Below are 22,532 nucleotides of genomic sequence, written 5' to 3'. Positions count from 1 at the left end.
CCCCGCTTATTTCCACAGACGGAAGCGTGGCTCGTCTTCGCCGGCCGGCGTCTCCTTTGCCAGACGCGCCGGATCGGCCACCTGATACCAGTCCAACTTGCGCGTCAACAGCATAATGCCCGCCAGAATGGCGAACAGCAGCCCCGCCCCCAGCACCAACGCATTGTCCTCCGACTGCAGCAGCAAATAGAGCACGCCGTACAACAGCAATAGGCTCGCGGCGAACAGCGCACCGCGCAGCTTGCCGCGCAGCACGGCGCTCAGGTAGAAGCCGATCAGTCCGCTACAGGCGATGCTGGCCGCCAGGTAAGCGAGAGCGAATCCCAGGTGTTCGGAGAAGGCCAGCAGAATCAGGTAGAACAACACCAGCGCCGCGCCGACCAGCAGGTATTGAATCGGGTGCACCCGCAGCCCGGTCAGGGTTTCGAACAGGAAAAACGCCATAAACGTCAGCCCGATAAACAGCAGCGCGTATTTGACCGCGCGCTCGGTCAACTGATAGTGATCGACCGGTTCAACCAGGCTGGCGCTGAAGGCCGGCAGCTTGTCCTCGTCGATAATGCCATCGTCGTAATGGAACGCACTGTTGATGTTGTTGGCGAACCAGGTGCTGCGCCAGCGAGCGCTAAACCCTTGCTCCGTCACCTTGCGTTCGTCCGGCAGGAAGTTGCCGAGGAAATTCGGGTGCGGCCAGTTGCTTTGCAGCTGCAGCTCGCTGCTGCGCCCCAACGGCACCAGTGACAGGCTGCTGGTGCCCGCCAGCGTCAGGGTGAAGTCGGCGCTCAGCCCCGCTTTTTGTTGCAGCGCCGCCAGCGTCAGCGGTGCGTGGATCCCCTGGCGCAACGATCCCACGCCGGTGCCCGGCTCAAACGCCACCGGCTGCGGCGTTGCCAGCGGGGAAATGCTCTTGATGCCGCGAGAATCGCTCAGCGCCACCAGCAGGAACGGCTGGCCGACGGTCACGTTGGCGCGTTGCAAATCCGCCAGCTCCGGCTGGCCGAAACGCACCTTGAAGTTCAGCGGCCCCTGGTAAACCTGTGTCTGATAAATGCCCAACTTGCGCACTTCCACATTCGGTGCCCCCTGCACCTGAAGCGACTCCGGCAGCAAATAGCGGTGATGCTGCACCCGCTGCACCACCGTTTGCCCTTTCTCGTCTTTTTTTTCTTCTCGTTCAACATAAGGAATGACAATCAACGGGCCGAGCACGCGCTGCGCCCCGCTGGTGCTTTCGCTCACCTGCCCGACCACGCTTTGCCGATAGCCGCTGCGTTCGTCGATCACGCTCATCAGTTGGGCGATGGGGATCAACATCACCACCATCAATCCCAGCAGCGTGGTTATTTTCCAGAAAAGTACCGATTTCATCATGCTCGCTCCTTGTAGGTAATGAGGCCACGATAAAACCCGCAGGTGAAATCAGAATGTGGTTATGTGAAGGGAAGGTGAAGTCACAGCGATAACATGAACGTCGCTTCCACCCCGTGCGGCCGGCGGTTGCGCAGGTGAATGCCGCCATGATGCAGACGGGCGACCTCCTGCACGAAGTTCAGCCCCAGCCCGCTGCTTTTTGGCCGTTCGGCGCGCGGCAACGAATAAAAGCGCTCGAACACCTTATCGAACGCATAGTCAGGAATGCCGCTGCCGTCGTCGCAAACGCTGATGCAGTAATGCTGTTCCCGCCGTTCGCCTCGCACGCTGATGCAACCGCCCGGCGGGGTAAAGTCGATCGCGTTGTCCAGCAGGTTGGTCAGCGCCTGGCTGATCAGCAACGCATCGCCGTTCAGCGTCACCTCCGCCAGCGCCTCCAGCCGCAACCTGACGCCGCGCTGCGTCGCCTGCGCCTCTTTGCCCGCCACCGTCTGGTCGATCAACGCCGCGATCGCGATGGGCGCCGTCTCCATTTCTGGCCGGCTCTCCAGCCGCGCCTGCACCAGCAGTTTATCCACCAGTTGTTGGATGCGCGCGCTTTGCTGCTCAATGTTGGTGAGAAAACGCCGAGCGGTTTCCGGCGGCGGCAGCTCCTGCAACAGCTCCGCCGCGCCCCTGATCGCCGCCAGCGGGCTTTTCAGCTCATGCGTCAGGGCATGCGCATATTGTTCGATATAGGCTTTGCCTTCCAGCTTCAGGCGCATGCTCTCCAGCGCCTGCGCCAGCTGGGTCAGTTCCCGGCCGCCCACTTTGGGCAATGGCGCATTTTCGCCCTGCGCCACCCCATCGGCATAACGCACCAGCCGGCCTATCGACCGGTTGATCCACCAGACGAACACCGCCCCGATCAGCAGAGCGATCCCCAGCAGCAACGCGCCGGCCCACAGAATGCGCCGTTCGCTGCGCTTGATCACCGGCGCCATGGTGCTGTTGGGTTTACCCACGGTGAGCACGCCGATAATGCGCCCTTGTTCTATCACCGGCGCGGCCACATACATCACCGAACTGTTTTCATCCTGCGGGTCGCTGCGGGTGCTGCGGGCGCCGTACTGGCCGCGCAGCGTTCGATAAACGTCATTCCAGCGCGAATAATCCTGCCCCTGCGCGCGGCCGGCGGAATCGAAGATGACCCGGCCCTGGGCATCGGTAAGATAGACGTGGTATTCACTGCGGTCCTTGCGGATGCCGGAAATGTTGGCGCCGATCGGCCGCTGATTCAGCTGCGTAAACGCCTGCGCCAGTTGGCCATGCGCCGCATCGCCGCGCTGCATGTCCTGACGGGCGATCTGCGCCAGCAGGTTGGCGGTGTCCACCAGCGTGCCTTCGGTAGCGCGCCGCACGCCGGGCTTCACTTCCTGGACGAAAATGCTCAGCACGAAGTACCCGGCCACCGCTACGATCAGAAAGTACCCCAGCAGCAGGCGCAGGCCAATTTTCATGGCTGGCGGCTCACGCTGTAGCCCAATCCGCGGTGGGTGTGGATCGGCGGTTCACCGGGTTCAACCGCACGCAGCTTGGCGCGCAGCGTTTTGATGTGGGTATCGACGGTGCGATCCAGGCTTTCTTCCGCCTGCGCCCAAACGCTTTCCATCAGTTGCTGCCGCGAGAACACCCGTCCAGGCGCCAACAGCAGCGTCTTCAGCAGCAGGTATTCGTAACGGGTCAGCGGCAACGGCCGCTGATGGTATGAGATGGTGGCCGCGTCTTCGTCGAGCGCGAAAGCGCCGAAATGGTAGGGCGCGCTCTGCTGCAGGCGCTGCTGCTTGTGCAGGCGACGCAAAATGGTGCGCACCCGCGCGCTGACCTCGCGAGGAGAGAACGGCTTGGCGACATAGTCGTCAGCGCCGATCTCCAGCCCGATCAGGCGATCCACTTCATCACTGCGGGCGGTGAGAAACAGAATCGGCAGGTCGGCCGCCTGAGCCAGCAGGCGGCGACACAATTCAAAGCCGTTGATATCCGGCAAACCGACATCGAGGATAGCGAGCGCGGGCGCGCCTTGCGCCAGCGCCTGCAACGCCGGTTCCGCGCGTTCGAACCAGCGCACCTCGAAGCCTTCGCTCTCCAGCGTGTAAACCAGCGTATCGGCAATGCTGGGTTCATCCTCCACCAACCAGAGTACGGGTTTCATCAGGGATCCTCGCCGTCACCCGCCGGCGGATACAGCAACAGCTGCCGCAGGTGGCGCCACTCCTCTTTGCTCATGCAGTCGGAAGCCAGCCACAGCCGGCGGCGCTTTTTGCCCTCCATCGGCAGCAGCGTCAGCAGCATGCCGTAACCCGGCATCCACGGTTTTTTCGCCAGCCGCCACTCGCGGCCGTGCCAGCTGAAGCGCCGGTCCGCCAGCAGCCGCAGCTCGCCCTGCGCCGCGGCGATGCGCTTCTGGCTGCGAATGCACTGAAACACCACCAGCGTCAGCAGCACCAGCCAGAGCGGGCCAAAACCTTCCGGCCAGGGCGAAATCAGGATCAGCAGGATCAACACGCCGTGGGTCAACAGTGAAAACAGCTGGGTGCGCCAGGAAATGCGGATATCACATCGCCACTGGGCCACGGTCTTTATTTCGCGTTTGGATCAGGGTCACCATTCTCTGCAGCTCGCCGTCCTGCGGCGCGCCATGATTCATCAGCCAGTTGAACAAATCGGGATCGTCGCACTCCAGCAGGCGGATAAACAGCGCCTTGTCCGCGTCATTCAGGCTGTCGTATTCGTACTCGAAGAACGGCATGATGGAGATGTCCAGCTCGCGCATGCCACGGCGGCAAGCCCAGTGAATACGTGCTTTGTTGTTAATATCCATGTTGTTATGACTCACCTCTTTTCAGCGCGGCAGCGCCAGCGCAGGGTTCAAATGACACACTGTATGGCAACGCCGTCGCAATATAATTCCATCAGCCGGGGATCTGTCTGCAAGGGTGCCCTGGCCGCAAGCCTATAGAGTAACAATTTGACATACACGCCGGGAAGGCGCTTTGCTGCGGAAAGCGTAATAAAGCGCAAAATGCCAAAAAAAGCGCACCCCGGCGCCGCGGCGCGAATAACAGTTTGCAAAGCCCGCCGCCTCTTTTACCATGGGTTCAATACCCTTCAGGTAAGCTAAACGTTGAGCAGGAACTTACTATGGCGCATAACATTCCATTCCCACCCCGTCAGCCCTCCGCTTCCACCCATCTGCCCCTGACGCTGATCTCGCTGGAAGATTGGGCGCTGGTGACGCTGAACGGGCCGGACACGGTGAAATATCTCCAGGGCCAGGTGACGGCGGACATCGACGCGCTGGCGGCCGATCAACACGTGCTGTGCGCCCACTGTGACGCCAAGGGCAAAATGTGGAGCAACCTGCGTCTGTTCCACCGTGGCGAAGGCTTCGCCTATCTGGAACGCCGCAGCGTGCTGGACAGCCAGCTGGCGGAAATCAAAAAATACGCGGTGTTCTCCAAAGTCACCATCGCCGCCGATAACGACGCGGTGTTGCTGGGCGTCGCCGGTTTCCAGGCGCGCGCCGCGCTGGCGGATCTGTTCGCCACGCTGCCGAGCGCCGAGCACCCGGTGGTGCAGGACGGCGAGACCACGATTCTGCACTTCAACGCGCCGGCGGAACGTTTTCTGCTGGTGGCCCGCCCCACCGTGGCCGAACAGCTGATCGGCAAACTGCATGACCAGGAGGAGCTGAATGACAGCGGCCAGTGGCTGGCGCTGGAGATCGAGGCCGGTTATCCGGTTATAGACGCCGCCAACAGCGCGCAGCTGATCCCGCAGGCCACCAACCTGCAGGCGCTGGAAGGCATCAGCTTCAGCAAAGGCTGCTATACCGGTCAGGAGATGGTGGCGCGCGCCAAATTCCGCGGCGCCAACAAGCGTGCGCTCTACTGGCTGGAAGGTAAGGCGGCCCGCGCCCCGCAGGCGGCGGAAGACCTGGAGCTGCAGCTGGGTGAAAACTGGCGCCGCACCGGCACCGTGCTGGCGTCGAGCCAACTGGCCGACGGCAGGCTGTGGGTGCAGGTGGTGATGAACAACGATTTGGACGCCGACAGCAAGCTGCGGGTGCGCGAGGATGCCGCCAGCCAGCTGGCGATCAAACCGCTGCCGTATTCGCTGGCCGAAGAGAAATAATCCGTCGGCCGCAGGTGCCCTGCCTGCGGCCGTCTTCGTTACTCGTCCAACTCCCCGTCGCGCTGCACCAGATAAATCAGCACCAGAATGATGGTGACGAAGAAGCGAAACGCATCGGGCACGCCGTTCCACTGTTTCGACATCCACATGCCAAACCACTCGCCCCCAATCGACATAAAGCCGACCTGCCAGGTGAGGAAGCCCAGCGTCAGCCCCACAACCGCCAGCTTTTTCCGGCCGTTGAAAGCTTTAGCGGGCAGTTTCAGGCCGCACAGCAGGCGCAGGCCGCCGATCCAGCACAGCAGCGCGGTCAGGCTCTCCAGCGCAATGATGAAGATATAGCCGGCGTGATGCAGCCACGGCGTCTGTATCGAACGGTAGCCGATGGTGGCGTCGGGGAAAATGGTGTCCATCATAAAGACGTGGCGCACGAAGGCGAAGTTGGAGCCGTAATCGGTGATATTGCCGAAGGCCACCAGCGAAGCGAACAAAGCGATAGCGCAGACCAGCAGCGCTTTGGATAAGCGAACGATCATTGTGATGAGTCCTGAACAAAGTTTAGAGAAAGAGTATGCGGGCTCAGAAATGAAAGAACGGGCTTGCTGGATACCCGAAAGAAGCAAGCGCCTCTTTTTTAAAACAAAAGAGGCGCCTGTTCAATACGCATTCAGACGTAGCGATAACGTTTAGACGTAGAGATAGATCGCCATGAAATGGCAGGCGCTGCCGCCGAGCACGAAGGCGTGCCAGATGGCATGGCCAAAGCGGATGCGCTTGGAGGCGTAGAAAATCACGCCGAGGGTATAGACCACCCCGCCGATCGCCAGCAGCGTGACGCCGCCGGCCTCCAGCCGCGTAACCAGCTGATAAATCACAATCAGCGACAGCCAGCCCATCGTCAGGTAGGTTACCAGCGACAGGGCTTCAAAACGGTGGGCGAAGGCCAGCTTGAACAGCACGCCGAGCAGCGCCAACCCCCAGATTACCCCCATCAGGCCCTTTGCCAACGGCGAATCCAGCCCCACCAGCAGAAACGGGGTGTAAGTCCCGGCAATCAGGAGATAAATGGCACAGTGGTCAAATTTTTTCAGCCAATGCTTGGCCTTCTGATGCGGGATCGCATGGTACAGCGTGGAAGCGAGAAACAGCAGGATCATGCTGCCGCCGTACAGGCTGTAACTGGTGATGGCCGTCGCATCGGCGCCGGTATTCACCGCCTGCACCAGTAGCAACACCAGGCCGACGATACCGAACACCAGCCCGATGCCGTGGCTGATGCTGTTGGCGATCTCTTCCGCCCACGGATAAGCCGCGGCGACAATCTTATTGTTCCCGGCTTTCACTACGTCCGTTTTCCCCATAACGCGCAACCCCTCAAAATGCCCTGCTTTGTGCGAAATTAACGCAAAGCAGCTTAACTGAGAATAATTCCAGTGTACACGTGTACGCTAAAATAAAAATGTGAACGCGTGTAACCATCGAAATCGCCCGTCTGGTGGTCTACAATCGTCAGGCTTCAACCCACCCACCTTGAGGTTTACACCATGTCATCCGCTGTACCCGCGTTAGATTTCGGCTCAATGACCCAGGTCATCCAGTTCCTGATGGAAATCGATAAGTTGAAAGGCGTGCAACGCCGCACCAAAGTGCTGGGCACCCAGCGCCAGGAAAACTCCGCCGAACACAGTTGGCACTTCGCCATCGCCGCCATGAGCCTGGCGCCCTACGCCGGTGATGACGTAGACATTCAGCGCGTGATCCAGATGGCGCTGCTGCATGACATTGTGGAAATCGACGCCGGCGACGTGCTGGTCTACGATCTGGCGGCCCGCGCGGCGATCCACGATCAGGAAGTGGCAGCGGCGCGCCGCCTGTTCGGCATGTTGCCGGAGGCTCAGCGCGAGTATTTCACCGCTTTATGGCAGGAATATGAAGATGGCGAAAGCGCCGATGCACGCTTCGCCTTGCTGCTGGATCGCACCATGCCGATGCTGATGAACCTGCACAATGAAGGCCAGAGCTGGGTGGAAAACGGCATCAGCCTGGAGCAGGTGCTGGCGCGCAATGCATCGATCGCCGACGTGCACCCCGAGCTGTGGCACCACATGGAGCAACACCTGCGGGATGCGCAGCGCAAAGGCTGGTTGAAGTAAGTGAACCGGGCTGCCGCGGCAGCCCTTCAACGTCAAGCGAACGCCCGTTGGCGTTCCAACGCCTCCTCATAGCTCGGCATCGATCCCGCCGCCCCGGCGCGCTCCACGCAGACCGCCGCGTAGGCGGCGGCGAAGCGCACCGCATCGGCTAACGGCACCTGATTCGCCAGCTGCGCCGCCAGGGCGCCGTTAAACGCATCGCCCGCGCCGGTGGTGTCTTTCGGCTGCGCCGGAAACGCCGGGATCAGCTCGCTGTTTTCCCCGTCCGAGAACAACGCTCCCTGCGTGCCCAGGGTCACGATCAGCAAGCGAATGCCCTTGGCGTGCAGCACCTGCGCCGCCTGGCGCGCCGAAGCCGCATCCCGCACCGGCACGCCGGTCAGCAACGTACACTCGGTGGCGTTGGGCGTCAGCATATCAACCTGCGCCAACAGGCTGTCCGGCACCGGCTGAAACGGCGCCGGGTTGAGAATGATGAACGTCTGCGCCTCGCGGGCGATGGCGATCACCTGCTCAATCGCCGGCAGATTGTTCTCCAGCTGGGTCAACAGAATGTCCGCCGCGGCGATCGCCGGCCGGCACTGGCGCACCTCATCTTCGCTGACCGTCAGGTTGGCGCCGGGATCGACGGCGATCATGTTCTCCGCCTCCTCGCCGGCAACATAGATAAGCGCATTGCCGGTCGGGCAATCGCCGGTCGAGAACAGCGTCACCGCATCGAAACCGGCGGCGGCGAGATGGCGCCGGGCAAAGGTGCCGAAGTCGTCGCGCCCCACCTTGCCGATGTAATGCACCCGCGCCCCGGCGCGCAGCGCGGCGGTGGCCTGGTTGGCCCCCTTGCCGCCCGCGCCCATCATGCTGTTGCGGGCGATCAGCGATTCGCCGGGCTGCGGAAAGCGCGCCATGCCGGCGACGATATCCAGGTTGAACGAACCGAACACGCAGACTTTGCCTTTCATTGCGGGTACTCCCTGCTCAATTGGAAATGGCGCCGGGCGGCCAGGCAGGCGCCTTTGCTGCCGGTTTCATCGCTAAGGCGGCTGATGGAGATCGCCAGCCCCTGCGCCGGCTGCGGCCCGCGCAGATGGCGGCGGATCTCGTGCTCCAGCTGCGCCAACGGAAAACCGCTCATGGCGATCACGCCGCCCCCCAGGATCAGCCGCTCTGGATCGAGCACGTTCATTTCGATGGCGATGGTCTGCGCCAATCGTTCGACGAAGCGCCGCAGATCCGGATGTTCGCCGTGGCGTTCGAACAGCCGTTCGAACGGCGTTTGCGCCGCGTTGGCATGCGCCCAGCCGGTCAGCCAGTGACCGGAGGTCAGGCTCTCGACGCAGCCCCGTTTACCGCACGGGCACTCGCCCTGATGGCCCGGCCAGGGAATGTGCCCCAGCTCGCCGGCGGCGCCGTGCGCCCCGTGGTAAAAATCGCCGTTCAGCCACAGGCTATTGCCCATGCCGGTGCCCAAATACAGCCCCACCGCCACCTGCGGCAGCGCCGGCAGCTGCTGCAAGTCCCACCACAGCAGGTGATTGACGTCTTTATCCATCCGCACCGGCAGCGCCAGCAAATCGGCCAACAGCGCCGCCACCGGCTGGGCATCCAGCGCCGGAATGAACGGCAGCGACAGCACCCGCGAGCGATCGCGGCTGAGGATCCCCGGCAGCCCGAGCATCACCTGCGCCACCTGACGATCCTGGCAATGCCCGGCGATCAGGCGGCCCAACGCCACCAGCGGATCGGCCTGCCGTGCCCAATCGGCGGTCGCTATCTTGCGGTACCCGCTAAACTCGCCGTCATCATCCATCAACAGCAGGCGGGTGTTGGTGCCGCCGACGTCAACGCCAAGAAAATGCCGCATCATGTCCCCCGCCTCAGGCCGCCTGCCGCATCTGATCCAGCATTTTTTCCCATGCCGTCTCCAGATCCGGATCGAGGTTGAACAGCCCGGAGCTGCCGACGATCAACACTTCCGCGCCGGCGCCCATCAGATCGCGGTAGGTGCGCTGATTGCAGGATCCGTCGATCTCGATCAGATAGCTCAGGTTTTGTTGGCGTTTCAGATCGCGCAACTGGCGGATCTTTTCCAGCATTTCGGGAATGAACGGCTGCCCGGCATAGCCCGGATCGACGGTCATCACGGTGATCTTGTCCAGCAGATGAAGGTAGTGGCGGATAAACTCCACCGGCGTAGCCGGGTTCAGCACCACACCCACTTTTTTGCCCAGCGCGCGGATCTGGTTGATCACCCGGAACGCGTCGCGGTTGATGGTTTCAGCGTGCGGGCAGATAAAGTCCGCGCCGGCGCGGGCGATCGGGTCGATAAAATCGGTCGGGTTCTCCACCATCAGATGCACGTCCAGCAGCAACGAGGTGTGCGGGCGGATCTGTTCGATAAAGAACGGCGACAGCGTGATGTTTTTAACGTAGTGCCCATCCATGATGTCGATATGCAGCATATCGGCGCGACAGTTCAGCACCGCCAATTGCTGCCGGATATCCATCAGGTTCATGCACATCAGTGAAGGTGAAATCTGGTATTTCATTAGCGTTATCCTGCGCAAAAGGGAAAAAGGATCAGTGGCCTGCCGCGGCTCTGGCCTGGGCCGCGCTACGGCGCATCGCCCGCCGCTGCCGATAGCGATGGCGGAAAAACTTCAGCGCCAGCACCGCAATCAGTACCGCGCCCCACATCGCCAGACTGAAGTGCGGGCTGACGTTCATCAGGTTCAAACCGGTGGCGATCACCTGCAGCACCACCAGCGCCAGCACCACGCCGCTGACCCGGCCAAAACCGCCGAACGGATCGGTGCCGCCCAAAATGATCGCCAGCACCGTCAGCAGCAGATAAGAGTCGCCGTAGCCCATGCGCGCCGAGTTGAAGCGCGCCATCATCACCAGCCCGGCAATGACGCACAGCAGGCTGGAGAGGGTGTAAATGGCGATCAGCACCCGATGGGTATTCACGCCGCTGAAGTGGGTGGCGTTGATGTTGCTGCCGCTCATGTAGATGCATTTGCCGAGCCGGGTTTTCTGCAAGAACAGCGCCAGCAGCACGGCGACCGCCAGGAAGATCCACAGCGGTACCGGTACGCCCAGCACGCGCTCGGCGCCGATAAACCGCACGATCTCCGGCATGCCGCTCAGGGCCGCGCCGCGCGTCAGGTAGATGCCGATGCCGTTGACCGTAGTCATGGTCGCCAGCGTCACCAGAATCGGATGCGCGCCGACGTACGCAACCAACGCGCCGGTCGCCGCGCCGATCGTCACGGCCAGCAGCATCGCCGCCGCCAGCGCCAACACCAGCCACAGCGCCTGCAATCCCAGCCCGGCGTCCGGCGGCAGATAGCTGATGAACAGCCAGGCCATCAGCAGGCTGGTCAGGTTGGCGCTGGCGATAATGCACAGGTTCAGGCCGCCGCTGAGGATCGGGATGAACATCGCCAGGGTCAGCAGGCCCAGCTCCGGCAGCTGGAACGCCACGCTGGTGAAGGTGGCGCCGCTGAAGAAGCGCCCCGGCATCAGCAGGCTGAAGGCCAGCACCACCGCCAGCAGCAGCGCCAACAGGCCGACGGCGGTGCCGTCCGGACGAAATTTCAGGTAGTTGCCCATCAGGCGCTCCTCAGGCGAAACCGACGTCGGTTTCTTTGCGTTTCTTGTAGTGAGTGACGGTGATCGCCGCGACGATCACCAGGCCGATCACCACGTTCATGAAGTAGCTGGACACGCCGATCAGGTTGAGACCGTTTTTCAGCACGCCGATCAGGAATACGCCCATCAGCGTGCCGATCACGCTGCCCTTGCCGCCGTTCAGGCTGGCGCCGCCCAGCACCGCCGCCGCCAGTACATCGAGCTCACCGCCCACCAGCGCATTGGGCACCACCTCCCCCATGCGGTACACCTGCACCAGGCCGCCGATCGCCGCCATCACGCCCAGATAGCCGTAGGCGAACAAGTGCAGCAGGCCGACGCGGATGCCGATGCGCCGCGCCGATTCCGCATCGCCGCCAACGGCAAACAGCTGGCGCCCGAGGTGCGTCTTGTTCAGCAGCAGCCAGGTCAGCAGCGCCACCGCCAGCATCACCAGCGTCGGCAAACCGAGCTGATAGCTCTGTTCACCCAACTGGAACGGCAGCACGCTGCGCGGCAGCGTCCACCAGTCCGGCAGCGCGTACAGGCTGCGGCCGTTGGTCAGCCACATCAGCATGCCGAACAACAACGCCTGCATGCTGATGGTGACGATGATCGAGACGATGCGCAGGCAGTAGATCAGCAGCGCGTTAACCATGCCCAGCGCGGCGCCGATCGCCAACGCCAGCAGAATGCTGCCCGCCGGGCTGGCCAGGCCGTAATGGGTCGCCAGCGTGGCGATCAGGTACTGCACCACCGAGGCCACCGCAGCGAAGGAGATATCGATGCCGCCGGTCACCAGCACCACGAACAGGCCGAGGGCAAAGATGCCGCTCACCGCATAGCTTTCGCAGAGATCGAGCAGGTTTTGCACCGTTAAAAACTGCTCGCTGAGCAGCGAAAAGACGATGACCGTCAGCAACAGCACCCAGGCCAGGTAGCCTTCGTTACCGCGCGGTTTCAGGCTGAATCTACGCATTGACCGCCTCCGCCAGCTGTTGCTGGCTCACCTGCCCCGGCAGGTACTCGCCGATCACGCTGCCGCCGCTGAAGTGCAGCACCCGATCGCAGTTGTAATACACCTCCGGCACTTCGTCGGAGATCAGCAAAATGGCGATCCCCTCCTGCGCCAGCAGATGGATCAGTTGATAGATACTGGCCTTGGCGCCAACGTCGACGCCGACGGTCGGCGAGTCGAGGATCAGGATCCGTGGCTGGGTCAGCACCCACTTGGCCAACACGATCTTTTGCTGATTGCCGCCGGACAGCGTCGAAACCGCCTGCTCCGGATCCGCCACCCGTACGCCGAGTTTGGCGATCCACTCCGCGACGATGCGATTCTTGCGGTAGTCGTCAATCAGGCGAAAACGCCCGCGCAGCTTATCGAGAATGGTCAGCACCGCGTTGTCCGCCACCGACTGTTGCTGCACCAGGCCGAGCGTCAGGCGATCCTCCGAGACGTAGCCGATGCCGGCCTTGATCGCGTCCTCATGGCCGCGAAAGCGCACCGGTTTGCTGTCGAGGTAGAGCTTGCCGCTGTCCGGCCGGGTCATGCCGAACAGGCTCAGCGCCAGCTCGGTGCGCCCGGAGCCGAGCAGGCCGCATAGACCGAGCACCTCACCCTGATGCAGCCGGAAGCTCACGTCCTGATACTGCCCGGTGCGGCTGAGGCGATCCGCCTCCAACATCACCCGATCCTTATTCATGCTGGGTGACTTCAGGCGATAGTCCAGCTTCAGACCGGTCATCAACTCGGTCAGACGATCGCCGGTGATCTCCGCCGCCGGCCAGGTGCCGATCTTGTTGCCGTCGCGGATCACCGTGACGCGATCCGAAATCTCCAGCACCTCGTCCAGCCGATGGCTGACGAACACCACGCAGATGCCTTTCGCTTTCAGGTAATCCACCGTGCGCAGCAGCTGATTGACCTCGGTGCGGGTCAGCGAGGCGGTCGGTTCATCCATGATCACCAGCCGCGCCTCCGCCACCAGCGCGCGGCAGATCGCCACCTGCTGCCGCTGGGCGATCGGCAGCTCCGCCACCCGTTTATCGAGATCCAGATGGAAACTCAGCTCCTGCAGCAGCCGCTCGGCGGTGCGCCGCAGCCGCGCCGGGCGGTACCATCCCAGCAACCCATGCAGGTTGTGCTCGAAGGCGATGTTTTCCGCCACCGTCAGGTTGGGAAACAGCGACAGATCCTGGTAGATCACCTGAATGCCGAAGGCGCGCGCCTGATCCGGCGACAGCCGGCCGAAGGTGTGCCCGTCGATGGTGATGCGGCTGCCGTCGTCCGGTTGATACACGCCGGCGATCGCCTTGATCAACGTACTCTTGCCGCAGCCGTTGGTGCCGGCCAGGCAGTGCACTTCCCCCGGCATCAGCGCCAGCGAGATAGCGTTCAGCGCACGTTGCCCGCCAAAGGTCATCGACAGCTGTTGCAGCGCGATCAGCGGCGCGCCCTGGGTTGCCGTATTGCCGGAAATCGCCATGATTACAGCCCCATCTTCACCAGCTTCGGCAGGTTTTGCTTATCCAGGCTTTCAGTGGCGTTGCCGAGAATGGTGTGCTGCTGCGCATCCACCTGCACCTTGCCCATGCCTTCGATGGTCATGCCGTCGGTGATTTTTTCTCCCTTGTGCATCATGTCGGCGATGCGCACGAACACTTCGCCCGCCACCATCGGGTTCCAGATGTAACCGCCCTTGATGGCGCCGCGATTGACCAGCGAAGCGCCCTGGCCCGGGCTGAACGGCCCGATGACGCAGATATCGTTGCTTTTGCCGCGGTTGAGCACCGCGCGACCGGCGCCGATCGGCCCCTGCGATCCGAACGCCAGCACGCCTTTCAGATCGGGATATTTGGCCATCAGATCGTTGGTGGTGCGCACGCTGTCATCCAGCGATTCCCCCACGCCGAACTTGTCGCCCATCAGCTGCATGTTCGGGTAGTGCTGCTTCTGGTAGTTGATGGCCGAGTCCGACCAGGTGATATGCAGCGGCACCGTCAGGCTGCCGACGTACACCGCGTACTTGCCCTGCTCTTTCATGCAGGCGGCCAGCGCTTTCATGTGGTTGACCCCGTGCTGCGAGGCGTCCACCAGCTCAAAGTCCCAGTCGGCGTACTTCTGGCCGGGGGATTCGTGCACGATCACCTTGATGCCCGCCTCCTGCGCGCGCTTGAGCACTGGCTCCAGCACCCGGGCGTCGTTCGGCACCACGCCAATGATGTCCACCTTCTGCGCGATCAGATCTTCGATGGCGCGCACCTGCAGCGCCGGATCCGCCGCCGTCGGCCCGACCATCCAGGCGTCGATGCCGCGTTTGGCGCCTTCGCTTTTAATGCCGGCCTCCATGGCGTTGAACCACGGAATGCCGCCGATCTTCACCACCACGCCCATTTTCAGCTTGTCCGCCGCCTGCGCGGATAGCGACAGCAGCAGCGAGGCAAACAGACCGACCAGTACGGATTTTTTCATTGTTCTCTCTCCACAAGTGTTGGCTGTAAATAAGGGGGTTTCGTTGTTGTTATCGCGCCGCCCTTTTCGCGGCGGGTGAAACTTCAATCACGTCGACGTTGTTCCAGGCCAGTTCCTGACGAAATTCGTCGTCGCTGAGCCGATCGGTGATTAAGGTATCTATCTCCCGGTAGTGGCAGATGCGCGCGAACGAGCGGCGGCCGAACTTGTTGCTGTCCACCAGCAGGAACTTGCGTTCCGACGCCAGCAGCATCTGCTGCTTCAGCCGCGCATGGTGCTCGTTGCTTTCGCGGATGCCGCCGTCCTGGCAGATGCCGTGACAGGAGAAAAACAGCTTGTTGATCACGAACTCTTTCAGCATCTGCTCCGCCAGCACGCCGATAAAATCCTCATACTTGGCGGAATACTCGCCCCCCAGTCCGATGGTGCGCACGTTGGCCTTGCAGGCCAGCGTCTGGATGATGTGCAGCGAGTTGGTCAACACCACCAGCGAGATATCCGGCAGTTGGCGCGCCAAAAACCAGCTGGTGGAGCTGCTGTCCAGCAGCAGGCAATCCCCCGGCGCGATAAACTCCAGCGCGCGTTTGGCGATGCGCGTCTTCTGCTCCGGCGCCTCATTGCTGCGCTGGCGGAAAGATTCCCCCTGGTCTATCTCGGCGGGCACATAGGTTTTCTCCACCGCCGGCGGCTCGACGAACACCGCGCCGCCGTGGCTGCGCAGCAGCAGGCCGCGCCGTTCCAGCAAGGCCAGATCACGCCGCGCCGTCTCGATAGAGATGTGGCACAGCTGCGCCACCTCCTGCACCATCACGCGGCCGCGCTGGCTCAAGACTTCGGTGATAAAACGATGACGTTCTACAGGCAGCATGTTTCTTTTCTCCTCCACGACGTTGATTACGATATCGATTTGCCGCGCCGCGTTTTGCGCGCAGACGCAAAGCGCATCGCCCCGCGATCGGTCAACGATGGCGGTGTGATAGTTGTCAAAAAAATCGGGAGGAAAATGAAATGAATAATTATGAAAGTGTGGAGTAACAGGCAGTTATGATGCGCGTGCGTCTTAGGCAGACAGGAGAGAAACGGTAAACGGTCACAATTCCACGTTCCGCAACATGACCGTTAATGACCGTTTTTGTGGTTTTGACCGAACGCCGGGCCTAAAGTAGCCCGGCATTCTATTTACAGCGGCTTATGCGCCGTTTCCCGCGCCGCCCATACCGCCCAAAGCGTGATAAGCAGAGCCAACGCGACATAGGCGGAAATCGCCAGCGTGCTGTCGTAAGATTTAAACAACGAAGTGATGATCAGCGGGGCAAAGCCGCCACCGATAATCCCCGCCAAGGTATAGGCTAACGACGATCCGGCATAACGCACCCGTGTCGGGAACTGTTCCGTGATGAAGGCCGCCTGTGGCCCATACATCGCCGCATGGATCAACAGCCCGATCACTACTGCCGTGCAGATCAACACCGGTTGACTGCTGTCGAGCAGGACGAAGAATGCAAACGCCCACGCGATCGCCGCCAATGCACCGCCGATATACACCGGACGACGGCCGAAGCGATCCGACAAGGCGCCAAACAGCGGTACCGCGACGGCGTTGCCTATCGCCCCCAGCATGGTGGCGCCCAGCGCCAGCGGGCGCGGCAGATTCAGCACGGTGGTGACGTAGGTCAATGTGAACACGACCACCAACGCATAGAGCACGTCAGAGCCGATACGCGATCCGCCGGCGATCAGCAGTGGGCGCATGTGCTGCGTGAAGACTTCGCGGATCGGCGACTGCGTAACATCTTTCGACGCCTCCAGTTGCAAAAATGCCGGCGTCTCACCCACCCCCCGACGCAGCCACAAACCGAAGATGACCAGCACCAGGCTCAGCAGGAACGGGATCCGCCAGCCCCATTGCTGGAAATCGTCCGCCGACATCGCCAACGTCACCAGCGTAATCAGGCCGGTGCCGATCAGCGAACCGCAGGACGGCCCTACCTGAGCAAAGGACGCGTTGCGCCCGCGCTGATGCGGCTTACCGTGTTCCATCGACAACAGCACCGCCCCCGCCCATTCTCCGCCCAGCGCAATGCCCTGAATAAAGCGCAGCGTCACCAGCAGCAGCGGGCTCCAAATCCCCCAGCTGGCGTAGCCGGGCAGCAACCCCATCAGCGCCGTGGTCACGCCCATGATCACCAGCGTGGTGACCAGCACAAAACGCCGTCCCAACACATCGCCAAGGTGGCCGAACACGATGCCACCGATCGGCCGGGAAACATAACCCACCGCGTAAGTGGAGAACGCCAGAATCGTGCCCACCAGCGGATCGAACGATGGGAAGAATACATGGTTGAAAATCAACGCGGCCATGATGTTGTAGACGGTGAAATCGTACCATTCCAACGCCGTGCCGATCGAGCTGGCCGCCGCCAACTTGCCGGTATTGGGCGGTGCAGCGGCACTTTCTGCGGCCGGCGCGGCAGCCTGTGCCGTTTCAGTGGTGTATGCGTTCATGATGTCAGCTCCTGTGCGGTCAGTTGCCAGCCAAGGGCATAGTGCCAGGCATCGGCGGCGGGCATGTTCAGCGCTTCAGCGGCCTGCTCGCTTAAACGCAGGCCGGCTTCGGCGTCGCTGCTTTCGATCAATAGCATCGGCAGCATTCGGCGGTTTTCTCGCGATTCTTTCGGCAGCGGGGAACTGAGTTCGGCATCCGGCGTCAACAGGCTGCTGCGCACAAAGCCAGGCTGTTCAGCCAGCCGCGCGCCCAGTTGCAAGATGCGGGCATGCAGCGCTTCCGATGCCGCCGACGGCAGCACGAAGATACAGAGATGACTGCCGCACCCTTGGCCGGTGACCGCCTCCACCGCACACACCCGGCGCATTGGATCGCGCATTTTCTCCAGGCTGGCCACCGACCAAGGCGTTTGGTGTTGAAACGCGGCGCGATAGGCTTCGGAGGTAAAACTGGCCAACGATTCGGTTTTATACAGCCCCAAATATTGACGCCCGCCCTGCAATGCCCGATAGCGTGTGCCGGATAAAAAGCCGGGCACCCGCACCCGCTCCTCCACGTGTTCGCGGTCATACCAGCGATTGAAATCCGCATCATCCTGCGTGGCGACATCCGTCGCGACAAACAGCATTCCGTTCGGGGAATCGTTCATGGATATTCTCCTGGTCATCTCAAAAGGCAGGCCTGCGCCCACCGGAAAATCACGCCTCGGCAAGACGGCGTTCGATCGCCAGCGCCCATCCCAGCAGCGCCTCATCACACATCGGCAAGCCCGCCAGCATCAGGCCGATCGGCGCAGCGCCCGGCCGCTGGCAGGGCAAGGACAGCGCGCAGCCGTCGAGGAAATTGATGATCGCGGGATTGCGCAGCATCAGTCCGTTGCAACGGAAGTAGGCATCATCCGCCGCCAGCTCGCCGATAGTTGGCGCAATCATCGGCACGGTCGGCATCAGCAGAGCGTCAAACCTCTGCAGCTCCGCCGTAATCCGCCGCTGCCAGTCGGCGCGTTGCCGCTGCAACAGCTGCAGATCGGCGTCGCCCAAGGATGCACCGCGGCGAATGCGCGACAGCACCCGCGGGTCATAGCCTTCGGCCCGTTCAGCGATCAACACTTGATGCCAGCGCCAGGACTCCAGGGCGGTGAAACCACCGTTGGCATTGAACGCGGCCAGTTCGGCGAACGCCGTAGCGGGAATGAATTCAATCTGCGCCCCCGCCTGAGACAGGCATTGCAGGCTGCGCTGGAATGCCTCGGCAACCGCCGGCTGCAGTTCATCCAGCACCACCGTTTGCGGCACGGCAAAATGCGCCTGCGCCAAGCTTTTTTGCGGCACCCGCAGCGGGCTGTCGGCAATCAGTGCGTCCAGCGCAATACAGCTGCCGACGTCATGAGCGATCACGCCGATCGAATCCAGCGAAGGCGACAGCGGCAATAAGCCAGCGTCATTGATGCGCCGTGCAGTGGGTTTATACCCGGTCAACCCGCACAGCGCGGCGGGAATGCGTACCGACCCGCCGGTATCGCTGCCAATCGCGCCCAGGCACATGCCGTCGGCCACCGCCACCGCCGCACCGGAAGAGGAGCCGCCGGGAATACGCGCCGCCTGGCGCTCCCAGGGATTGGCCGGCGTCCCGTAATGCGGGTTGATGCCCAGCCCGGAATAGGCGAATTCCGTCATCGTCGTTTTGCCCACCACCACCGCGCCGGCTTGCAACAGCCGTTCCACTACCGCAGCGTGCTTTTCCGCGGGCGGCGCGTCGGCTAACACGCACGAGCCCGCCGTGGTCACCTCACCGGCCACGTCAAACAGATCCTTGATTGAGACAGGCACGCCATCCAGCGCCGACAGCGGCGAGCCGGCGGCACGCCGCCGATCGGAGGCCTGCGCTTGCCGTTGCGCCCACTCGGCGTAGGTTCGCGTAAACGCGCGCGCCCCCTCTCCCCGCTCATCGGCGATCTGCGCCAAAGCGGCGGCGGTCAGCTGCGCTGCGGTGAACTCACCGCTAGCCAGGCCGGCGCTGGCCTGCATCAACGTCAGCTTTTTCATCACGCCACCACCGGCAGTTCAATGCTGCGATAACCGTGACTGATGGTGCGCCCAAGCACATCGTCCACCAGTTCCATGCGAAACTCGCCGGCCGGTCGAATGCCGCCGATCGCCGCTACCGTGCCGCAAGTCATCGCCAACCCGTCGGGCGTTTGCGGTTGCGCCAGCCCGCACTCCGGCGGCTGCATACCGGTGAAGTAACGCTCCAGCAAATCACCAGGCGTACGCAGCGCGGCAAGGCTGCCCTGTTGATACAATCGCCATTCGCCCTCTTCCTTGATCCACGAACGCAAGATCAAACTGTCCCAATGTTCCAGCACCTCCTGCAGCGGCCAGGCTGCTCGCGCCACCGGTTTAACGCAAATCTGTTTCGACAGCGCCACGCTGTGCGCTTCGAGTTGACGATCGGTGTGATCGGACGCCAATGACACGAACAGCTCGCCGCGATGGGCAAAAATCAGCGGCTCCGCTTCGCCGGACGTCGCGTTGCCAATGACTTCAATGGTCTCTTGCTGGCTCAACTGATTGGCGGCAACGCGGTAAAACAGGGGGATTGCACTGGGCTGGGGCACGCCCAGCTCGGCCAATTCACGAATATGGTGCAAGATCGCTTCGCGATCGCGTCCGGTCCAACCGGCGATCACCAGATGATCAATCTCAACATTCAACGTCGCCGCGCCGCGGGATTCAGGTAAAGTGAAGGTCAGTCTCATGGCAGTTTCGCCCCTCTTGTTAAAACACTGTGAAATTTCACTATATCTTTAGTTACCAAATAAGCGATTTTCATGCCATGTTTTTGTGTACTATGTCTAAAAACTTTCTTCTTGCAGGAGCAAAACGTGAAGACTGTTGACGCAGAAAGCCCGCAGCGCCCGATGACGGAAGAAGCCGGCGTCTCACTGAACGAGCTGGCCTACAGGCGCTTCAAACAGGCGCTGGTCACACTCAGCTACAAGCCGGGCGAATATCTCAATACCGCGCAGGTGATGAACGATCTGGATATGGGCAGAACGCCGATCAATCAGGCAATCCACCGCTTGGCCAACGAGGGGTTACTGCAGGTCATCCCGCGCAAAGGCGTGATGGTTTCACCGTTGTCGATGGACGATGCGTTGGAATTGATCGAAGTAAGGCTGGCTAACGAGATGCTGTGCATGCAGCTGGCGAGCCAGAGGATTACCGAGAGGCAAATCGCGACGCTGACCGAACTCAATCGGCAAATCGAAGCCGCGAGCCAGGAGCGAGATAGAGTGCGAATGATGACACTCGATCATGAGTTTCACCAGGAGCTGGCGCAGATCGCCGGCAATAACATGCTGGCGGATATCCTGAGTGTGCTGCACGCCAGGGCGCAGCGTTTTTGGGCCAGCACCCTGTCGCGGGAAGGGCATATGCGCGAAGTGATCGACGAACACCGGGCAATTATCGCCGCGCTGGCCGCACAAGACAGCGCCGCCGCCGCCGAGGCCGCGCAGGCGCATATCCTGTCATTCCGCAGCGCGCTGCTGCACGACGGGTAACCCCGCGGCGCAGGATATTACCGGGAATAGTTATGATGACCCTGTTCTGCCGATGAGCAGGAGATAAACGGTAAACGGTCACATTTCACGTTCCACGGAATGACCGTTTTATAGTTTTGACCGAGCTCCGTCGAGAGGTGGCCGACGTTGGTAGGCGTTGCCTTAAAAAACAGCAAAAAAAATCCGGTGAGAATCTCACCGGACCGTTAGCCACCTGACACAAATTATTCCTCGTGCTCATGCTCTTTCAACATCGCCTCACGCAGCACAGCGTTCAGGCGTTTCTGATAGCCCTTGCCTGGCCGCTGAAGCCAGGCCAACACATCCGCATCGATTCGGATGGTTTTCGATACTTTCATCGGTTTATAAAAACGCCCCTGAACCGCAGCCTGCCACTTCTCCTCACCCAGGGCCGGGGCATCGGTATAATCGATATCCTCATCCGGCAGCGCGCTCAGTGAAGCAATTTGCGCTTTCTGCTCCTCCGTCAACGGAGGGAGTACGCTATGCGCCAGATTTTTGGCTGAATTTTTGCGCTTCATATCTTCCCCTCTCTTTGGCATCGGCCTTGCGTACTGAAATGATGCGCACGATCTCTACGGCATCGCCTTCGACATCCGTTTCGGTCGTCGTATGTGCCACCAGCAACAGCAAACAGGAGCCGACCATACCGATCGTTTGCCAGCTTTCTTCTCCATCCTCAATCCTTTCCAGCACGGCCAAATGGTTAGGATCCAGAAAAACCCGTTGCGCAATCTCAAAACTGACGCGGTGTTTGCGCTGGTTACTGTGATTTTTATCCTGATTCCATTCAAAATAAACATACATTTTTGTAACTACATTTTGATTGTTATTTAATCAAAATACACTCCGCACGGCGGGATGTCAAACCCCCCTCATGCGTTCAACGCCCGCCGGCGGCCTCGATAAAAGTGCCGGTCACGTAAGACGCGGCGTCAGACAGCAGCCAGGCGATCGCCTCCGCCACTTCCTGCGGTTGGCCGCCGCGCCGCATCGGCAAACTGTCCTTCACGCGATCCACCCGGCCGGGCTCGCCGCCGCTGGCATGCATCTCGGTATAGATGAATCCGGGCCGCACGCCGTTGACGCGGATGCCCTGCGCCGCCACCTCGCGCGCTAGCCCGATGGTCAGGGTATCGACGGCGCCTTTCGAGGCGGCGTAATCCACGTACTCCCCCGCAGCGCCTAAACGAGAAGCGGCGGAAGAAACGTTGACGATGGAGCCGCCCTGGCCGCCATGGCGCAGCGCCATGCGCTTCACCGCCTCGCGGCAACACAGGAAGTAGCCGGTCACGTTGGTGCCGAGCACCTGATTGATGCGCTCGGCGGTCAACTGCTCAATGTTCGCCTGCCGGAACAGAATGCCGGCATTGTTGACCAACGCACTGAGCGTGCCCAGCCGGGCGTCCAGCGCGGCGAACATCGCCATCACCTGCGCTTCATCGGCCACGTCGGCCTGCAACGCCAGCGCCTTGCCGCCCTGCGCCTCAATCTCTGCCACCACCTGCCGCGCCGCGCTTTCGTCACGCAGGTAATTCACGCCCACTGCATAACCCTGCCTGGCCAGCAATAACGCGGCCGCACGGCCAATTCCCCGGCTCGCGCCGGTCACCAATGCCACTTTCGTCATACTGTTTT

General features: G+C 61.6%; 25 protein-coding genes. 3 read left to right on the top strand and 22 right to left on the bottom strand.

Translation table 11 applies throughout. The features are described 5' to 3' along the window. Nucleotides 1-6: 6 nt before the first annotated feature. The 5 genes from creD to sdhE form a co-directional block, all read right to left on the bottom strand. Nucleotides 7-1,371, bottom strand: a complete 1,365-nt coding sequence (gene creD / locus ACJ8PI_RS22540; RefSeq protein WP_041036554.1) for a cell envelope integrity protein CreD — start codon at nucleotides 1,369-1,371, stop codon at nucleotides 7-9. A gap of 80 nt (nucleotides 1,372-1,451) precedes the next feature. Next, a complete protein-coding gene (creC, locus tag ACJ8PI_RS22535) occupies nucleotides 1,452-2,870 on the bottom strand; it encodes a two-component system sensor histidine kinase CreC (protein WP_164134708.1) in 1,419 nt (472 codons plus the stop codon). Beyond that, nucleotides 2,867-3,562 carry a two-component system response regulator CreB gene (gene creB, locus ACJ8PI_RS22530; RefSeq protein WP_049232287.1) on the bottom strand — a complete coding sequence of 232 codons (696 nt, stop codon included), beginning with the start codon at nucleotides 3,560-3,562 and terminating at the stop codon, nucleotides 2,867-2,869. The genes creC and creB overlap by 4 nt, the downstream gene beginning before the upstream one ends. Next, nucleotides 3,562-3,984, bottom strand: a complete 423-nt coding sequence (locus tag ACJ8PI_RS22525; protein ID WP_033649453.1) for a protein YgfX — start codon at nucleotides 3,982-3,984, stop codon at nucleotides 3,562-3,564. Before ACJ8PI_RS22525 ends, creB begins: the two co-directional genes overlap by 1 nt. Beyond that, nucleotides 3,965-4,231, bottom strand: a complete 267-nt coding sequence (sdhE, locus tag ACJ8PI_RS22520; RefSeq protein ID WP_004931679.1) for an FAD assembly factor SdhE — start codon at nucleotides 4,229-4,231, stop codon at nucleotides 3,965-3,967. The genes ACJ8PI_RS22525 and sdhE overlap by 20 nt, the downstream gene beginning before the upstream one ends. A gap of 320 nt (nucleotides 4,232-4,551) precedes the next feature. Here sdhE and ygfZ point away from each other — a divergent pair, with 320 nt between their 5' ends. Beyond that, nucleotides 4,552-5,544 carry a tRNA-modifying protein YgfZ gene (ygfZ, locus tag ACJ8PI_RS22515; protein ID WP_164134707.1) on the top strand — a complete coding sequence of 331 codons (993 nt, stop codon included), beginning with the start codon at nucleotides 4,552-4,554 and terminating at the stop codon, nucleotides 5,542-5,544. A 38-nt stretch (nucleotides 5,545-5,582) separates the two neighbouring features. On the opposite strand, the gene ACJ8PI_RS22510 is transcribed toward ygfZ, so the two are convergent. Next, nucleotides 5,583-6,080: a DUF2165 family protein gene (locus ACJ8PI_RS22510; protein ID WP_033649451.1), complete on the bottom strand. Its 498-nt coding sequence runs from the start codon at nucleotides 6,078-6,080 to the stop codon at nucleotides 5,583-5,585. A 150-nt stretch (nucleotides 6,081-6,230) separates the two neighbouring features. After that, nucleotides 6,231-6,905, bottom strand: coding sequence for a PAQR family membrane homeostasis protein TrhA (trhA, locus tag ACJ8PI_RS22505; protein ID WP_122019409.1), 675 nt, complete (start codon nucleotides 6,903-6,905; stop codon nucleotides 6,231-6,233). A gap of 183 nt (nucleotides 6,906-7,088) precedes the next feature. Between trhA and ACJ8PI_RS22500 the strand changes: the two genes are divergently transcribed. Then, nucleotides 7,089-7,697 (top strand): HD domain-containing protein, encoded by a 609-nt coding sequence (locus ACJ8PI_RS22500; protein WP_025304127.1) that lies wholly within the window; start codon nucleotides 7,089-7,091, stop codon nucleotides 7,695-7,697. A 32-nt stretch (nucleotides 7,698-7,729) separates the two neighbouring features. Here the strand turns inward: ACJ8PI_RS22500 and rbsK are convergent, their stop codons facing one another. The 12 genes from rbsK to ACJ8PI_RS22440 form a co-directional block, all read right to left on the bottom strand. Beyond that, nucleotides 7,730-8,656 carry a ribokinase gene (gene rbsK, locus ACJ8PI_RS22495; protein ID WP_033635835.1) on the bottom strand — a complete coding sequence of 309 codons (927 nt, stop codon included), beginning with the start codon at nucleotides 8,654-8,656 and terminating at the stop codon, nucleotides 7,730-7,732. Continuing rightward, nucleotides 8,653-9,561: an allose kinase gene (gene alsK, locus ACJ8PI_RS22490; RefSeq protein WP_319861591.1), complete on the bottom strand. Its 909-nt coding sequence runs from the start codon at nucleotides 9,559-9,561 to the stop codon at nucleotides 8,653-8,655. The genes rbsK and alsK overlap by 4 nt, the downstream gene beginning before the upstream one ends. A 10-nt stretch (nucleotides 9,562-9,571) precedes the next feature. Beyond that, the gene (gene alsE, locus ACJ8PI_RS22485) at nucleotides 9,572-10,243 is read right to left on the bottom strand and encodes a D-allulose 6-phosphate 3-epimerase (RefSeq protein ID WP_164134705.1); all 672 of its coding nucleotides are present in this window, start codon (nucleotides 10,241-10,243) and stop codon (nucleotides 9,572-9,574) included. A 31-nt stretch (nucleotides 10,244-10,274) separates the two neighbouring features. Further along, a complete protein-coding gene (locus tag ACJ8PI_RS22480) occupies nucleotides 10,275-11,309 on the bottom strand; it encodes an ABC transporter permease (RefSeq protein ID WP_164134704.1) in 1,035 nt (344 codons plus the stop codon). Between the two features lie 10 nt (nucleotides 11,310-11,319). Next, nucleotides 11,320-12,306, bottom strand: a complete 987-nt coding sequence (locus tag ACJ8PI_RS22475; RefSeq protein WP_033635839.1) for an ABC transporter permease — start codon at nucleotides 12,304-12,306, stop codon at nucleotides 11,320-11,322. After that, nucleotides 12,299-13,816, bottom strand: a complete 1,518-nt coding sequence (locus tag ACJ8PI_RS22470; RefSeq protein WP_126191656.1) for a sugar ABC transporter ATP-binding protein — start codon at nucleotides 13,814-13,816, stop codon at nucleotides 12,299-12,301. Before ACJ8PI_RS22470 ends, ACJ8PI_RS22475 begins: the two co-directional genes overlap by 8 nt. Before the next feature lie 2 nt (nucleotides 13,817-13,818). Beyond that, the gene (locus ACJ8PI_RS22465; protein ID WP_164134703.1) at nucleotides 13,819-14,802 is read right to left on the bottom strand and encodes a substrate-binding domain-containing protein; all 984 of its coding nucleotides are present in this window, start codon (nucleotides 14,800-14,802) and stop codon (nucleotides 13,819-13,821) included. A 49-nt stretch (nucleotides 14,803-14,851) separates the two neighbouring features. After that, complete coding sequence (locus tag ACJ8PI_RS22460; protein ID WP_004931653.1) at nucleotides 14,852-15,670, bottom strand: DeoR/GlpR family DNA-binding transcription regulator; 819 nt, start codon at nucleotides 15,668-15,670, stop codon at nucleotides 14,852-14,854. Between the two features lie 311 nt (nucleotides 15,671-15,981). Then, nucleotides 15,982-17,307 carry an MFS transporter gene (locus ACJ8PI_RS22455; protein WP_033635842.1) on the bottom strand — a complete coding sequence of 442 codons (1,326 nt, stop codon included), beginning with the start codon at nucleotides 17,305-17,307 and terminating at the stop codon, nucleotides 15,982-15,984. After that, entirely contained in the window at nucleotides 17,304-17,957 is a 654-nt protein-coding gene (locus ACJ8PI_RS22450; RefSeq protein WP_033654061.1) for a DUF4286 family protein, read from the bottom strand. The genes ACJ8PI_RS22455 and ACJ8PI_RS22450 overlap by 4 nt, the downstream gene beginning before the upstream one ends. A 49-nt stretch (nucleotides 17,958-18,006) precedes the next feature. Continuing rightward, a complete protein-coding gene (locus tag ACJ8PI_RS22445) occupies nucleotides 18,007-19,353 on the bottom strand; it encodes an amidase (RefSeq protein WP_164134702.1) in 1,347 nt (448 codons plus the stop codon). Then, nucleotides 19,353-20,066 carry a DUF2848 domain-containing protein gene (locus ACJ8PI_RS22440; protein ID WP_033635845.1) on the bottom strand — a complete coding sequence of 238 codons (714 nt, stop codon included), beginning with the start codon at nucleotides 20,064-20,066 and terminating at the stop codon, nucleotides 19,353-19,355. Before ACJ8PI_RS22440 ends, ACJ8PI_RS22445 begins: the two co-directional genes overlap by 1 nt. 162 nt (nucleotides 20,067-20,228) lie before the next feature. On the opposite strand from ACJ8PI_RS22440, the gene ACJ8PI_RS22435 reads away from it, so the two are divergent. Then, entirely contained in the window at nucleotides 20,229-20,873 is a 645-nt protein-coding gene (locus ACJ8PI_RS22435) for a GntR family transcriptional regulator (protein ID WP_170929847.1), read from the top strand. 224 nt (nucleotides 20,874-21,097) lie between these two features. Here the strand turns inward: ACJ8PI_RS22435 and ACJ8PI_RS22430 are convergent, their stop codons facing one another. From ACJ8PI_RS22430 to ACJ8PI_RS22420, 3 genes are all read right to left on the bottom strand, one after another. Continuing rightward, nucleotides 21,098-21,415, bottom strand: coding sequence for a BrnA antitoxin family protein (locus ACJ8PI_RS22430; RefSeq protein ID WP_033635847.1), 318 nt, complete (start codon nucleotides 21,413-21,415; stop codon nucleotides 21,098-21,100). Further along, complete coding sequence (locus ACJ8PI_RS22425; RefSeq protein WP_164134701.1) at nucleotides 21,378-21,701, bottom strand: BrnT family toxin; 324 nt, start codon at nucleotides 21,699-21,701, stop codon at nucleotides 21,378-21,380. The genes ACJ8PI_RS22430 and ACJ8PI_RS22425 overlap by 38 nt, the downstream gene beginning before the upstream one ends. A 76-nt stretch (nucleotides 21,702-21,777) precedes the next feature. Further along, nucleotides 21,778-22,524, bottom strand: a complete 747-nt coding sequence (locus ACJ8PI_RS22420) for an SDR family oxidoreductase (RefSeq protein ID WP_164134700.1) — start codon at nucleotides 22,522-22,524, stop codon at nucleotides 21,778-21,780. Nucleotides 22,525-22,532: the final 8 nt, after the last annotated feature.

The sequence above is a fragment of the Serratia sp. CY82433 genome, from assembly GCF_052166535.1.
Lineage (GTDB): Bacteria > Pseudomonadota > Gammaproteobacteria > Enterobacterales > Enterobacteriaceae > Serratia > Serratia sarumanii.
Note: the sequence above shows the minus strand (reverse complement) of the source record. Positions and strands in the feature narration are given on the sequence as shown.

What these genes read in the sequence shown, in the direction of transcription:
- creC (WP_164134708.1), bottom strand. Translation starts at nt 2,870, where the DNA reads ATGAAAATTGGCCTGCGCCTGCTGCTGGGGTACTTTCTGATCGTAGCG.
- ACJ8PI_RS22445 (WP_164134702.1), bottom strand. Translation starts at nt 19,353, where the DNA reads ATGAAAAAGCTGACGTTGATGCAGGCCAGCGCCGGCCTGGCTAGCGGT.
- ACJ8PI_RS22480 (WP_164134704.1), bottom strand. Translation starts at nt 11,309, where the DNA reads ATGGGCAACTACCTGAAATTTCGTCCGGACGGCACCGCCGTCGGCCTG.
- creD (WP_041036554.1), bottom strand. Translation starts at nt 1,371, where the DNA reads ATGATGAAATCGGTACTTTTCTGGAAAATAACCACGCTGCTGGGATTG.
- ACJ8PI_RS22435 (WP_170929847.1), top strand. Translation starts at nt 20,229, where the DNA reads ATGACGGAAGAAGCCGGCGTCTCACTGAACGAGCTGGCCTACAGGCGC.
- ygfZ (WP_164134707.1), top strand. Translation starts at nt 4,552, where the DNA reads ATGGCGCATAACATTCCATTCCCACCCCGTCAGCCCTCCGCTTCCACC.
- ACJ8PI_RS22425 (WP_164134701.1), bottom strand. Translation starts at nt 21,701, where the DNA reads ATGTATGTTTATTTTGAATGGAATCAGGATAAAAATCACAGTAACCAG.
- ACJ8PI_RS22450 (WP_033654061.1), bottom strand. Translation starts at nt 17,957, where the DNA reads ATGAACGATTCCCCGAACGGAATGCTGTTTGTCGCGACGGATGTCGCC.
- ACJ8PI_RS22475 (WP_033635839.1), bottom strand. Translation starts at nt 12,306, where the DNA reads ATGCGTAGATTCAGCCTGAAACCGCGCGGTAACGAAGGCTACCTGGCC.
- ACJ8PI_RS22510 (WP_033649451.1), bottom strand. Translation starts at nt 6,080, where the DNA reads ATGATCGTTCGCTTATCCAAAGCGCTGCTGGTCTGCGCTATCGCTTTG.
- trhA (WP_122019409.1), bottom strand. Translation starts at nt 6,905, where the DNA reads ATGGGGAAAACGGACGTAGTGAAAGCCGGGAACAATAAGATTGTCGCC.
- ACJ8PI_RS22420 (WP_164134700.1), bottom strand. Translation starts at nt 22,524, where the DNA reads ATGACGAAAGTGGCATTGGTGACCGGCGCGAGCCGGGGAATTGGCCGT.
- ACJ8PI_RS22465 (WP_164134703.1), bottom strand. Translation starts at nt 14,802, where the DNA reads ATGAAAAAATCCGTACTGGTCGGTCTGTTTGCCTCGCTGCTGCTGTCG.
- alsE (WP_164134705.1), bottom strand. Translation starts at nt 10,243, where the DNA reads ATGAAATACCAGATTTCACCTTCACTGATGTGCATGAACCTGATGGAT.
- creB (WP_049232287.1), bottom strand. Translation starts at nt 3,562, where the DNA reads ATGAAACCCGTACTCTGGTTGGTGGAGGATGAACCCAGCATTGCCGAT.
- ACJ8PI_RS22470 (WP_126191656.1), bottom strand. Translation starts at nt 13,816, where the DNA reads ATGGCGATTTCCGGCAATACGGCAACCCAGGGCGCGCCGCTGATCGCG.
- rbsK (WP_033635835.1), bottom strand. Translation starts at nt 8,656, where the DNA reads ATGAAAGGCAAAGTCTGCGTGTTCGGTTCGTTCAACCTGGATATCGTC.
- ACJ8PI_RS22455 (WP_033635842.1), bottom strand. Translation starts at nt 17,307, where the DNA reads ATGAACGCATACACCACTGAAACGGCACAGGCTGCCGCGCCGGCCGCA.
- alsK (WP_319861591.1), bottom strand. Translation starts at nt 9,561, where the DNA reads ATGATGCGGCATTTTCTTGGCGTTGACGTCGGCGGCACCAACACCCGC.
- sdhE (WP_004931679.1), bottom strand. Translation starts at nt 4,231, where the DNA reads ATGGATATTAACAACAAAGCACGTATTCACTGGGCTTGCCGCCGTGGC.
- ACJ8PI_RS22440 (WP_033635845.1), bottom strand. Translation starts at nt 20,066, where the DNA reads ATGAGACTGACCTTCACTTTACCTGAATCCCGCGGCGCGGCGACGTTG.
- ACJ8PI_RS22500 (WP_025304127.1), top strand. Translation starts at nt 7,089, where the DNA reads ATGTCATCCGCTGTACCCGCGTTAGATTTCGGCTCAATGACCCAGGTC.
- ACJ8PI_RS22460 (WP_004931653.1), bottom strand. Translation starts at nt 15,670, where the DNA reads ATGCTGCCTGTAGAACGTCATCGTTTTATCACCGAAGTCTTGAGCCAG.
- ACJ8PI_RS22430 (WP_033635847.1), bottom strand. Translation starts at nt 21,415, where the DNA reads ATGAAGCGCAAAAATTCAGCCAAAAATCTGGCGCATAGCGTACTCCCT.